The sequence below is a fragment of the Kitasatospora sp. NPDC054795 genome (assembly GCF_053611565.1).
Genome location: NZ_JBSHAP010000049.1, coordinates 1 through 12,415, shown reverse-complemented (window position 1 = coordinate 12,415; position 12,415 = coordinate 1). Strand labels below are relative to the sequence as shown.

Sequence of the window (12,415 nt, the reverse complement as noted above, 5' to 3'; positions counted from 1 at the left end):
GACGCGGGCTCCGGGCGCGACACGGACTCCGGGCGCGACACGGGCGGACCCGCTCCGGGAGCGACGCGCCCCCGGAGCGAAGCGGCCGGCCCGGCGGCTCAGCTGCGCAGCAGGCGGCTGATCGCGGCGGTGGCCTCCGCCACCTTGGCGTCCAGTTCGGCGCCGCCCTCCTCGGCGGCCGCGGCGACGCAGTGCCGCAGGTGCTCCTCCAGCAGGGAGAGCGCGAAGGACTGCAGCGCCTTGGTGCCGGCCGAGACCTGGGTGAGCACGTCGATGCAGTAGACGTCCTCGTCGACCATGCGCTGGAGGCCGCGGATCTGGCCCTCGATCCGGCGCAGCCGCTTGAGGTGGGCGTCCTTCTGCGCGCTGTAGCCGTGCGGGCCGTGGTGCCCGGCCGGGGCCTGGCCGGCGGGCGGCTCGGTCCCCTGCGCGTGCTCCGGCTCGCTGCGCGCTTGCGTCGTGGTCATCGGCCCCGCCTTCGTCTCAGTGCCTGGTGGCTGCGTCGGCCACAAGTGTCCAACACCGGGGCCCTCCGTGGTGTTCCGACGGCCGTCCCGGCATGTGCCGCAGGGCCCCTGGAGGGGGCTCCCGGCGGTTCACCCGTCTGAGCGGCGCCCCGTTCTCCGGTGCGCACGACGGGGACAATCCGGGCGAGGTTCCGTCAGACTGGGGGCTCGCGTCCACGTGTGGTGGTGCGCCTGGATCAGCCGGTGCGGCGGCCGAACGGAAGGGGAGGTTCCGGCTCCTCTCCCGACACCCCGTTTGCGTGATTGCGTTCGGTTGCACCTAGCATCGTTCAGTCCCTACCCCGCACATCGGAGATTTCCGTGCGTTTTAGCCTGACCCCGAAGGAGACGAGCTTCTACGACATGTTCGCCGCCGCGGCGGAGAACCTCGTCGTCGGATCGAAGCTCCTTTTGGAGCTGCTGGGATCAGACGTGTCGGCCCGTGCGGAGATCGTCGAGCGCATGCGCGCCGCCGAGCACGCCGGGGACGACACCACCCATGCCGTCTTCCACCAGCTGAACTCGTCCTTCATCACGCCCTTCGACCGCGAGGACATCTACAGCCTCGCCTCGTCGCTGGACGACATCATGGACTTCATGGAGGAAGCCGTCGACCTGGTCGTCCTCTACGACATCCAGACCCTGCCGAAGGGCGTCGAGCAGCAGATCGAGGTACTGGCGCGCGCCGCGGAGCTCACCGCCGAGGCGATGCCGAACCTGCGCAGCATGTCCAACCTCACCGAGTACTGGATCGAGGTCAACCGTCTGGAGAACCAGGCCGACCAGATCCACCGCAAGCTGCTCGCCCACCTGTTCTCCGGTCAGTACGACGCCATCGAGGTCCTCAAGCTCAAGCAGGTCGTGGACGTCCTTGAGGAGGCGGCGGACGCGTTCGAGCACGTCGCCAACACGGTGGAGACCATCGCCGTCAAGGAGTCCTGACCCCCGTGGACATGGCAGCACTCATCGCCGTCATCGGCGTTGCGTTCTTCTTCACGTACACCAACGGCTTCCACGACTCGGCGAACGCGATCGCCACGTCGGTCTCCACCCGGGCGCTCACCCCCCGGGCGGCGCTGGCGATGGCCGCGGTGATGAACCTGGCGGGCGCGTTCCTCGGCAGCGGCGTGGCGCACACCGTCTCCCAGGGGATCATCGAGACCCCCACCGGCAACCAGGGGATGGCGATCCTGTTCGCGGCCCTGGTCGGGGCGATCGCCTGGAACCTGGTCACCTGGTACTTCGGCCTCCCGTCCTCCTCCTCGCACGCGCTGTTCGGCGGCATGGTGGGCGCGGCGCTGGCCGGCGGCACCGAGGTGATCTGGAGCGGGGTCCTCGACAAGATCGTCATCCCGATGTTCGTCTCGCCGGTGGTCGGCCTGGTCGGCGGCTTCCTGGTGATGCTGGCGATCCTGTGGATCTTCCGCCGGGCCAACCCGCACCGGGCCAAGCGCAACTTCCGGGTCGCCCAGACCGCCTCGGCCGCCGCGATGGCCCTGGCGCACGGCCTCCAGGACGCCCAGAAGACGATGGGCATCGTGGTCATGGCACTGACCATCTCCGGCCACCAGTCCGGCAACGGCATTCCGGTCTGGGTGAAGATCTCCTGCGCGACGATGCTCTCGCTGGGCACCTACGCGGGCGGCTGGCGGATCATGCGGACGCTCGGCCGAAAGATCATCGAGCTGGACCCGCCGCAGGGCTTCGCCGCCGAGGCCACCTCCGCGACGGTCATGTACATCTCGTCGTTCGTCTTCAAGGCGCCGATCTCCACCACCCACGTGATCACCGCGGCGATCATGGGCGCGGGGGCCACCAAGCGGATCCGCGCGGTGCGCTGGGGCGTCGCGAAGAACATCGTGCTCGGCTGGTTCATCACGATGCCGGCGGCCGCCGTCGTCGCAGCGCTGATGTACTGGTTCGTCCACCTGTTCTGGGGCTGACGGCCCCGCAGGACGCACGAACGGACAGGGCCCGCCCCCACATCTCGGGGGCGGGCCCTTTTCCATGTCCCGCGGCGGCACCGCCATGCAGCACCGCGGGACAGCTCACGGTCCGTCACGCGTCCCGGCGCCTCGGCGCCGCCCGTGACGGGCTCCGGTCTAGCCGAAGCGGCCGGAGATGTAGTCCTCGGTGGCCTGGACCTGCGGGTTGGAGAAGATCCGCTGGGTGTCGTCCAGCTCGACCAGCTTGCCCGGCTGGCCGACGCCGGCCAGGTTGAAGAAGGCGGTGCGGTCGCTGACGCGGGCCGCCTGCTGCATGTTGTGGGTCACGATGACGATGGTGAACTGCTCCTTGAGCTCGCCGATCAGGTCCTCGATGGCGAGGGTGGAGATCGGGTCGAGCGCGGAGCAGGGCTCGTCCATCAGCAGGACCTGGGGCTCGACCGCGATGGCGCGGGCGATGCACAGGCGCTGCTGCTGACCGCCGGAGAGGCCGGCCCCCGGCTTGTTCAGCCGGTTGTGGACCTCCTTCCAGAGGTTGGCGCCCTTCAGGGAGCGCTCCACCACCTCGTCCAGCACGGACTTCTTCTTCACACCGGAGAGCCGCAGACCCGCGATCACGTTGTCGTAGATCGACATGGTCGGGAAGGGGTTGGGGCGCTGGAAGACCATGCCGACCGAGCGGCGCACGGCGACCGGGTCGACGTTGGAGGCGTAGAGGTTCTCGTCGTCCAGGAGGACCTTGCCCTCGACCCGGGCGCCCGGGATCACCTCGTGCATCCGGTTCAGAGTCCGGAGGAAGGTGGACTTGCCGCAGCCGGACGGGCCGATGAAGGCGGTCACCGAGCGGGGCTCGATGCTCATCGAGATGTCCTCGATGGCCTTGGTGGTGCCGTAGTAGGCCGACAGTCCGCTGACGTCGATGCGCTTGGCCATGATCGTTGCTTCTCTCGTCTGTCTCGTACGTCAGTCGGTCGCTCAGTGTCCGCCCTTGGGCGAGCGCCAGCGTGCGATGCCCCGGGCGACGAGGTTGAGCCCCATCACGAAGGCGATCAGCACCAGCGCCGCGCCCCAGGCACGGGCGTAGCCGAAGTCGTTGTTGACCTGCGAGTACTGGGTCCAGATGTACATCGGCAGGGACTGCTGCGGTCCGTCGAACGGGTTGTTGTTGATGTAGTCGGCGCCGAACACCAGCATCATCACCGGGGCGGTCTCGCCCGTGATGCGGGCGACCGCGAGCATCACACCGGTGGTGATGCCGCCGATCGCGGTGGGGAGGACGATCCGCAGGATGGTCTTCCACTTCGGCACGCCGAGCGCGTACGAGGCTTCGCGCAGCTCGTTCGGGACGAGCTTCAGCATCTCCTCGGTGGACCGGACCACGACCGGCATCATCAGGATCGCCAGCGCGAGGCTGCCCGAGAAGCCGGAGTAGCTGAAGCCCAGGGCGAGGTTCCAGAGCGAGAGGATGAACAGACCGGCGACGATCGACGGGATGCCCGTCATGACGTCGACGAAGAAGGTGACCGCCTTGGCGAGCGTGCCGCGGCCGTACTCGACCAGGTAGACGGCGGTCAGCAGCCCGATCGGGGCCGCGATCGCGGTGGCCAGGGCGACCTGCTCCAGGGTGCCGATCAGCGCGTGGTAAATGCCACCGCCGGGCCCGGACTGGATCACGCCCTTCATGGAGTGGCTCAGGAAGTTCCCGTCGACCACCCCGATGCCCTGCTGGACGGTGTAGAAGGTCAGGGCGACCAGGGGGACGACGGCCAGGATGAAGGCGACCCAGACCACCGAGGTGGCGAAGCGGTCCTTGGCCTGCCGGCGGCCCTCGACCCGGGCCGAGAGGACGTAGCTGATCAGGACGAAGAGCAGGGCCGAGATCAGGCCCCACTGGAGGTGGCTGGCCAGCCCGCCGGCCACGCCGATCCCGCAGCCGAGGGCGATCGAGCCGACGGCCACGGCGGCCGGGGCCCACTTGGGCAGTCGGTTGGCGGTCAGCGGACGGCCGACCGGCCGGGCGTCCTCGATGACGGCGGTGACGGTCATGCGTTGGCCCCCGAGTACTCCTTGCGGCGGGCGATGATCAGTCGCGCGGCACCGTTCACCAGCAGGGTGATGACGAACAGGACGAGGCCGGAGGCCATCAGCGCGTTGCGGCCGTTGTCACCGGCCTCGGCGAACTTCAGCGCGATGTTCTGCGCGAAGGTGCCGCCGCCCGCGTCGAGGATGTGCGGCGACAGGACGTTGCTGGCGGAGAGCACCACCGCGACCGCGATGGTCTCGCCGAGCGCGCGGCCGAGGCCGAGCATCGAGGCCGAGATGATGCCGGGGCGGCCGAACGGCAGCACCGCGGTGCGGATCATCTCCCAGCGGGTCGCGCCGAGCGCGAGCGCCGCCTCCTCGTGCATCCGCGGCACCTGGCGGAACACCTCGCGGGAGACCGCGGTGATGATCGGCAGGACCATGATCGCCAGCAGGATGCCGACGGTGAACAGGTTGCGCGGGGTGCCGGTCCTGGTCTGGTCGAAGATGTACGTCCAGCCCAGGTACTCGTTGAGCCAGCTGGTCAGGCCGTCCATGTGCGGGACCAGGAAGAGCGCGCCCCAGAGGCCGTAGACGATGCTGGGGACGGCGGCGAGCAGGTCGACCAGGTAGGCGAACGGCTGGGCGATCCTGCGCGGCGCGTAGTGCGAGATGAACAGCGCGATCCCGATGGCCACCGGGACGGCGATCGCCATCGCGATGACGGCACTGACGATGGTGCCGAAGGCCAGGACGGCGATGCCGAAGACGGGCTTCGGGGCGTCCGGCGTCCACTCGAAGCTGGTGAGGAAGTTGCCCTCGTTGGTGGTCAGGGCCAGGACCGACCGCCAGGTCAGGAACGCGGCGATGGCGGCCATGACGACCAGCAGGAGGATGCCCGAGCCCCGGGCGAGGTTCATGAAGATCTTGTCGCCGACCCGGCTGTCGCGCGGCCGGCGTTCCCTGCCTCGCGGGGCGGCAGGGGAGGATGAAGTCATTGGTCTACTCCGGTCTGGTGGTGCCGCCCCGGAAGGGGGACGGCACCATGGCGGCGGTGCCCCGGACGTGGTGCTGGGTGTGGTCCGTTCCGGTGGGGCGGCCCCGGCCCCCCTCGCTCACGGGGCCGCTCCACCGGGGGTCCTGTCGGGTCAGGCCAGGGTGGCGATGACGCCGTTGACCTTGTCGGTCACGGCCTTCGGCAGCGGGACGTAGCCCTTCTCGCCGATGGCCTTCTGACCCGCGTCGCTGGCGGTGTAGGTCAGGAAGGACTTCAGGGTGTCGAGGGTCTCGGCCTTGTTGCCCTTGTCGCAGACGATCTCGTAGGTGACCAGGACCAGCGGGTAGGAACCCTCTTCCTTGGTCGCGTAGTCGAGCTTCAGCGCGAGGTCACTGCCGGTGCCGGCGGCCTGCGCCTTGGCGATCGTGGAGGCGGCGTTCTCGGCGGTGGCCTCGACCGGCTTGGCGGCGCCCGTGTTGATCGCGGCGCTCTTCAGGCTGTTGGTCTGGGCGTAGGCCAGCTCGACGTAGCTGATCGAGTTCTTGACCTGCTTCACCTGGGCCGAGACACCGGCGCTGCCGTTGGCCGACTGGCCGCCCTTGCCCGCCCAGGCCTTGCCGGCCGGGTAGGACCAGGCGCCGCCGCCGGCGGCGGCGAAGTACTTGGTCAGGTTCTCGGTGGTGCCGGCGTCGTCCGAGCGGTGGAAGGTCTGGATCTCGGTGTCCGGCAGCTTGGCGCCCGGGTTCAGGGCCGCGATCGCCGGGTCGTTCCACTTGGTGATCTGCGAGTCGAAGATCTTGGCGGAGGTCGGGCCGTCCAGGACCAGGTTGTCGACACCGTCGACGTTGTAGACCAGCGAGATCAGACCGCCGACCATCGGCAGGTCGATGCCCTGGCCGCCGGTGCAGACCGCCTTGGAGGCGTCGACCTCGGCCGGCTTCAGGGCCGAGTCGGAGCCGGCGAACTGGATCTTGCCCTGGTTGAACTGCTGGATGCCGGCACCGGAGCCGCCACCCTGGTAGTTGATGGTGCTGCCGGAGCAGGCGGCGGCGAAGCTGGTCTTCCAGACGTCCATCGCCGCGCCCTGCGCGGTCGAACCGGCGGCGATCAGCGAACCGGCCTTGCCACAGTTGATCGCGGCGGCGGGCGCGGCGGAACCGCCGGAACCACCGGACGCGGTCGTGTTGTTGTTGTTGTCCGACCCGCAGGCGGCGAGCGACAGCGAGCTGACGAGCGCCATGGCACCGATCGCGAGGGCCTTGGAGCGGCCGTTCCGCTGGAGCTTCACAGGGGTGTCCCTTTCTGTGGCATTGCCCTTGCGCGGGCCGTACGGCTACGGCGGCCCAGCACGGGTTTTGCTGTGGTCCGGGGCCCGTTCGGCCCTCCGGTGGTCCCGAAGTTAGGCCGGGTAAGTGACACGACAGCCGGTCGCAAGTGAACGGGGAGTGAACCTCGAACGGATGACAGGAAACTACGTCAGGTAGTAACGGTTGCGTCACGGCAAGGGCGCGGGAAGATCACTTCCACCGTTCCTTCACCGGTGCCGCCCCGGCCGCCCGCACCGGCTTCGCCCCCAGGAGCGCCAGCAGCGCGTCGATCAGCGACCGGTCGTGGTCGTGGGTGAGCCGGGCCCGCGCCTTCCCGGCCGGCAGCCACTCCAGCCGGTCCACCTCCCGGTTGGGCCGGAAGGACCCGCTGGAGGGCACCGCCGCCCAGTAGCGGACCTCCTTGGGACGGCCCTGCACCCGGTAGTGCTGGGTGGGCAGCTCCGGGCCCAGCAAGCAGCGGAACCCGGTCTCCTCCCGGACCTCGCGCAGCGCCGCGTCGACCACGCCCTCACCGGCTTCGAGCTTGCCCTTCGGCAGGCTCCAGTCGTCGTACTTGGGCCGGTGGATCACCGCGATCCGCGGCCGCCCCAGCCGGCCGCTCTTCTTCGGCCGGCCCGGCAGCCACAGCACCGCGCCCGCCGCCAGCACCACCGGGGCGTGCCGCGCCCCGGTCACGGCCCCCGCCGCCCGGCCGGCGGGCGGGCGCTCGCCCACCTCAGACCGTCCCGGCCGCGGCGGAGTGCCCCCAGGCGTCGGTCAGGACCAGCTCCAGCCAGCCGTCCGGGCCCGGCGGCAGGTCGGGCCAGCGGAGGCCGACGGCGTACCGCGCGGACTCCACCTCCAGCCGCTGGTCGGCGTGCACCACCCCCAGCACGTACGCGGTCGCCGGGGTGATCCGCGGGGTGCGCGCCGCGGTGGCGGCGGTGACGGCGGCGTCCGCCGCCTCCTGCTGCCGGGCCAGCACCAGGTCCAGCCCGTCCAGCTCGGAGGAGGCGCGGCCGCACACCTCCAGTGCGTACCGGGCCCGCTTCACCAGGATCCGCATCCGGGCCCAGGGCGCGTCGTCGGCCGCCAGCGCGGTGTCCGCGTCCGTCGCCCCGCGGGACGCCGGCACCGTGCCCAGCCGGCGCAGCCCGTCCCCGCCGTACGGCGTCGCGGCCCGCCGCAGCGGCAGCTGCTGGGCGCCCGCGGTCAGCGCGGCGAAGGCGGCGGCGGCCTGCGGCAGCAGCACCGCGGGGGCCCGGCCGGCCGCCGACTCCAGCAGCGGGGCGTCGCCGACCAGCAGGGTCATCCGGTCCGCCAGAGCGTGCAGCCGGGCGGAGCGGAGCTCCTGGAGCACCGTGGAGTGCGCCCTGGTCCGGGCCAGGGTCAGCTGCCGGTCCAGCAGCGCCCGCGCCTTGGGGGCGCCCACATGGCCGGCCAGCATGCCCGTCCCGTCCGGGTCGGTGCCGCTCAGCGAGTCCAGCGCGCCCAGCAGCCGGACCGAGCGGCGGACGTAGCCGGGCTCCAGCGCCAGCAGGTTGAGCAGCCAGCGCAGCTCGGTGCGCGACTCCTGCGCCCAGGTCTGCTCGAAGACCGAGCCGAAGGTGTGCAGCAGCCCGCCGACCCGCCGGACGGCCCGCAGCAGGTCCGAGGTGCCGGCCGACGGGACGACCGAGGCCGTCCCGGGTCTGGCGCCGACCTCGCCCACCGCCAGCGGCAGCGCGCGCAGGAAGGCGCCGGCCTGGGCGGTGAGGTGGTGGGAAAGGATGTCCCCGGCGGTCGCTGTGGAGGCCGCCTGGGCCGTCATCGGCGCTTCGGTCATGGCGTGGTAGATCCCCGTTCCTCCGAGGTGCTCCCCCGGAGCTGGTGGCCGACCGCCGGGACAGGTCCCCTTGCCGTCCCGGCGGCTTCGCATCAGTGGACGCGTCAGCGCGAGGTCGCGGCCCGGCGGCGCTGGCGCGAGTCGATCAGCAGGTCCTGGACGTGTCGCAGCGGACGGCCCTCGGCGTCCTGCGAGTGGCGGGTCCACGCGCCGTCCGGCCCCAGGTGCCAGGACTCGGTCTCGTCCGACACCCCGAGGTCGATCAGCCCGGACAGCTCGGCGCGGTGTGCCGGATCGGTGATCCGCATCAACGCCTCGATCCGGCGGTCCAGGTTGCGGTGCATCATGTCGGCGCTGCCGATCCAGACCTCCGGATCGCCGTTGTTGCCGAACACGAAGACCCGGGAGTGCTCCAGGAAGCGGCCCAGGATGCTGCGGACCCGGATGTTGTCGCTCAGCCCCGGCACGCCCGGGCGGATCGCGCAGATCCCGCGCACCCAGACGTCCACCGGCACACCGGCCTGGGAGGCCCGGTACAGCGCGTCGATCACGGCCTCGTCGACGATCGAGTTGACCTTGAGCTTCACGTAGGCCGGGCGGCCCGCCCGGTGGTGGGCGATCTCGTTGTGGATCCGTGAGACCAGCCCGTCGCGCAGGCCGCGCGGGGCGGTCAGCAGGCGGCGGTAGGACTCGCGGCGCGAGTAGCCGGACAGCCGGTTGAACAGGTCCGAGAGGTCCGCGCCGACCTGCGGGTCGGAGGTGAGCAGGCCGAGGTCCTCGTACAGCCGGGCCGTCTTCGGGTGGTAGTTGCCGGTGCCGACGTGCGAGTAGCGGCGCAGGGTGTCGCCCTCCTGCCGGACCACCAGCGAGAGCTTGCAGTGTGTCTTCAGCCCGACCAGGCCGTACACCACGTGACAGCCGGCCTCCTCCAGCTTGCGGGCCCACTTGATGTTGGCCTGCTCGTCGAAGCGCGCCTTGATCTCCACCAGCACCAGCACCTGCTTGCCGGACTCGGCCGCGTCGATCAGCGCGTCGACGATCGGCGAGTCGCCGGAGGTGCGGTACAGGGTCTGCTTGATCGCCAGCACGTCCGGGTCCCCGGCGGCCTGCTCCAGGAAGGCCTGCACCGAGGTGGAGAAGCTGTCGTAGGGGTGGTGCAGCAGGACGTCGCGCTCGCGCATCGCGGCGAAGATGTCCGGCTGGGAGGCCGACTCGACGTCGGTCAGCCCCCGGGCCGTGCCGGCCACGAACTTCGGGTACTTGAGCTCCGGGCGGTCCAGCTCGGCGATCCCGAACAGCCCGGTCAGGTCCAGCGGCCCGGGCAGCGGGAAGACCTCCGCCTCGGTGATGTTCAGCTCCCGCACCAGCAGGTCCAGGATGTACGGGTCGATCGACTCCTCGACCTCCAGCCGGACCGGCGGGCCGAAGCGCCGCCGCATCAGCTCCTTCTCCAGGGCCTTGAGGATGTTCTCGGTGTCGTCCTCCTCCACCTCCAGGTCCTCGTTGCGGGTGACGCGGAAGGCGTGGTGGGCCAGCACCTCCATCCCCGGGAAGAGCTCCTCCAGGTGGGCGCCCATGACGTCCTCCAACGGGACGTACCGCTGGGGCGAGGCCTCCAGGAAGCGGGCCAGCGACTGCGGCACCTTGACCCGCGCGAAGTGCTTGTGGCCGGACACCGGGTTGCGCACCACGACGGCCAGGTTGAGCGAGAGTCCCGATATGTACGGGAAGGGGTGCGCCGGGTCGACGGCCAGCGGAGTCAGGACGGGAAAGATCTTCTGCCGGAACAGCGTGTGCAGCCGGGCCTGCTCCTTCTCCGCCAGCTCCGACCAGCGGACCACCTCGATGCCCTCGCCGGCGAGGTCCGGCAGCACCTCCTGCTGGAAGGCGGCGGCGTGGCGGGCCATCAGCTCGCGCGAGCGGGTCCAGATCAGGTCCAGCACCTCGCGCGGCTGGAGGCCGGACGCGCTGCGCTGGGCGACTCCGGTGGCGATCCGGCGCTTGAGGCCGGCCACCCGGACCATGAAGAACTCGTCCAGGTTGCTCGCGAAGATCGCCAGAAACTTCGCCCGCTCCAGCAACGGGATGCCCGGGTCCTCGGCCAGTTCCAGGACCCGTTCGTTGAACGCCAGCCAACTGCGCTCGCGGTCCAGGAAGCGGCCCTGCGGCAGTGCTTCGAACTCCTCCTCGTCCGTGGCCGGCAGCTCCGGCGGAATACCCAGCGCGCCGGACATCCGGGCCGTAGGTGACAGCGGGGCAGAGACGGGGCGGGGGATGCTCATGGGCTCCAGCTCCTCCAGCAGCAGGACGGCGTCCGGACGCGAATGGCTCTGCGGGCCGTCGCCCTCGCCCCGGGCCGGACCCGGGGACAGCACCCATCCTCCCGGTGCGGTCCGTACAGGACCGGCCGGTGCGTGGCGGTCGACTCTGCACGAGCGAGACACTACGGACTTCATCCTGTGATCTTCGCGGCAGCAATTGAATCCACGGTAAACACCGCATGGCCAGGAGGAAAGCTGAGTCGGTCGGAGCAAGGGGCGTCGCCGTCCCGTCCCTCGCCCGCGACCGCTCGCGGGGCCGTCCCGGCCGCGTTCGACGCCGCCGGAGGACCGGGGAGTCCGGTGCGCGGACGCCCCGGGGGCCCGGTTAGGCCGACCGGTTCGTCCGGTACTGGGCTCGGTACATGAGGTCCACCTCGTGAACGGCGAATCCCAATCGTTCATATACCCGCACGGCGGCCGGATTGTCGGCGTCGACGTAGAGAAGCACGGTGTCCAGTCCGCGCTCCCCGGTGCCGGTGCCGGTCAGGTGGCGCAGGCCCGCCGCGGTCAGCGCACGGCCGAGACCGCTGCCCTGCTCGGCCGGGTCCACCCCGACCACGTACACCTCGCCGAGCTCGGGCTCGGTGGCGGTGGCCGGGTGCACCTTGGTCCAGTGGAAGCCGACCACCCTGCCGTCGCGGGTCGCGAGGAAGAAGCCGGCCGGGTCGAACCACGGCTCGGCGATCCGCTCGGCCAGGTCCTGCCCGGTCCAGGCGCCCTGCTCGGGGTGGTGGGCGAAGGCCAGGGCGTTCAGCCGCAGCCATTCGGCGTCGTCCTCGCCCGGGCGGAAGGTCCGCAGCTCGATGCCCTCGGGAACGGCCACCTCCTCGGTCTGCCGGCCGGTGCGGCGCATCTGCCGCAGCTCGCGGACCAGCTCGGCGCCGTACGCCCCGGCCAGGTGCCGGGCCGCCGGGTGGCCGCCGTGCACCCAGAAGTCCACCGCGTCGCGCCCCGCCCGGTGGGCCTGCTCCAGGACGGCGTCCACCAGCGGGCGGGCCAGGCCGCGACCGCGGGCGGCCGGGTCGACCACCAGCTCGGCGGCGGGGTTGGCCGCCCGGCTCTCCGGCACCTCGAGCTGGCCGTAGCCGAGGACGGCGTCGCTCCCGGTCCCGGATTCGGTCCTGGTGTCGGTGTCGGTCCCGGTGTCGGCGCCGGTCTCGACGAGGTGGATCACACCCGGCCGCGGGATCTCCGCGTTCCGCAACCGAAGCCGGCCCTGCTCGGACACGGCGGCCCGGCCGTCCACCGCCTGGGCCGCCGCCAGAACGCGCAGGGAACCGTCGCGCTGCTCGGGCCGGAGCACATCGTCCGCAATGACCGCTGTCTGATCGTCCATGCCCAGACGATACGTCACCGGAAATGCGAAAAGCCCCTGATCCGAGTGGATCAGGGGCTTTTCTGAATAATTGTTCGGCGGCGTCCTACTCTCCCACAGGGTCCCCCCTGCAGTACCATCGGCGCTGTAAGGCTTAGCTTCCGGGTTCGGAATGT

The 12,415-nt window shown here is 70.9% G+C and carries 11 protein-coding genes and 1 rRNA gene; 2 read left to right on the top strand and 10 right to left on the bottom strand.

Going from position 1 to position 12,415, the window contains the following annotated elements; genetic code table 11:
- Positions 1 to 98: 98 nt before the first annotated feature.
- On the bottom strand, positions 99 to 467 hold the full coding sequence (locus tag ACWGJO_RS19190) for a metal-sensitive transcriptional regulator (protein ID WP_359914176.1): 369 nt from the start codon (positions 465 to 467) through the stop codon (positions 99 to 101).
- Between the two features lie 360 nt (positions 468 to 827).
- Between ACWGJO_RS19190 and ACWGJO_RS19185 the strand changes: the two genes are divergently transcribed.
- A complete protein-coding gene (locus tag ACWGJO_RS19185) occupies positions 828 to 1,448 on the top strand; it encodes a DUF47 domain-containing protein (protein WP_359914173.1) in 621 nt (206 codons plus the stop codon).
- 5 nt (positions 1,449 to 1,453) lie between these two features.
- On the top strand, positions 1,454 to 2,449 hold the full coding sequence (locus ACWGJO_RS19180) for an inorganic phosphate transporter (protein WP_359914171.1): 996 nt from the start codon (positions 1,454 to 1,456) through the stop codon (positions 2,447 to 2,449).
- Between the two features lie 159 nt (positions 2,450 to 2,608).
- Here the strand turns inward: ACWGJO_RS19180 and pstB are convergent, their stop codons facing one another.
- From pstB to rrf, 9 genes are all read right to left on the bottom strand, one after another.
- A complete protein-coding gene (gene pstB / locus ACWGJO_RS19175; RefSeq protein ID WP_359914169.1) occupies positions 2,609 to 3,385 on the bottom strand; it encodes a phosphate ABC transporter ATP-binding protein PstB in 777 nt (258 codons plus the stop codon).
- A gap of 42 nt (positions 3,386 to 3,427) precedes the next feature.
- Positions 3,428 to 4,498 (bottom strand): phosphate ABC transporter permease PstA, encoded by a 1,071-nt coding sequence (gene pstA, locus ACWGJO_RS19170; protein WP_401047802.1) that lies wholly within the window; start codon positions 4,496 to 4,498, stop codon positions 3,428 to 3,430.
- A complete protein-coding gene (gene pstC / locus ACWGJO_RS19165; RefSeq protein WP_359914163.1) occupies positions 4,495 to 5,472 on the bottom strand; it encodes a phosphate ABC transporter permease subunit PstC in 978 nt (325 codons plus the stop codon). Before pstC ends, pstA begins: the two co-directional genes overlap by 4 nt.
- Positions 5,473 to 5,622: 150 nt before the next feature.
- Positions 5,623 to 6,759 carry a phosphate ABC transporter substrate-binding protein PstS gene (pstS, locus tag ACWGJO_RS19160; protein ID WP_359914160.1) on the bottom strand — a complete coding sequence of 379 codons (1,137 nt, stop codon included), beginning with the start codon at positions 6,757 to 6,759 and terminating at the stop codon, positions 5,623 to 5,625.
- Positions 6,760 to 6,988: 229 nt separating this feature from the next.
- Positions 6,989 to 7,474, bottom strand: a complete 486-nt coding sequence (locus tag ACWGJO_RS19155; RefSeq protein WP_387695524.1) for an NUDIX hydrolase — start codon at positions 7,472 to 7,474, stop codon at positions 6,989 to 6,991.
- Positions 7,475 to 7,514: 40 nt separating this feature from the next.
- Positions 7,515 to 8,603, bottom strand: a complete 1,089-nt coding sequence (locus ACWGJO_RS19150) for a CHAD domain-containing protein (protein ID WP_452185228.1) — start codon at positions 8,601 to 8,603, stop codon at positions 7,515 to 7,517.
- A 104-nt stretch (positions 8,604 to 8,707) separates the two neighbouring features.
- Entirely contained in the window at positions 8,708 to 11,059 is a 2,352-nt protein-coding gene (locus tag ACWGJO_RS19145; RefSeq protein WP_452185226.1) for an RNA degradosome polyphosphate kinase, read from the bottom strand.
- A gap of 190 nt (positions 11,060 to 11,249) precedes the next feature.
- Positions 11,250 to 12,260, bottom strand: coding sequence for a mycothiol synthase (gene mshD, locus ACWGJO_RS19140; RefSeq protein ID WP_452185224.1), 1,011 nt, complete (start codon positions 12,258 to 12,260; stop codon positions 11,250 to 11,252).
- Between the two features lie 72 nt (positions 12,261 to 12,332).
- Positions 12,333 to 12,415: ribosomal RNA gene (rrf, locus tag ACWGJO_RS19135) — 5S ribosomal RNA — on the bottom strand; the annotation flags it as partial.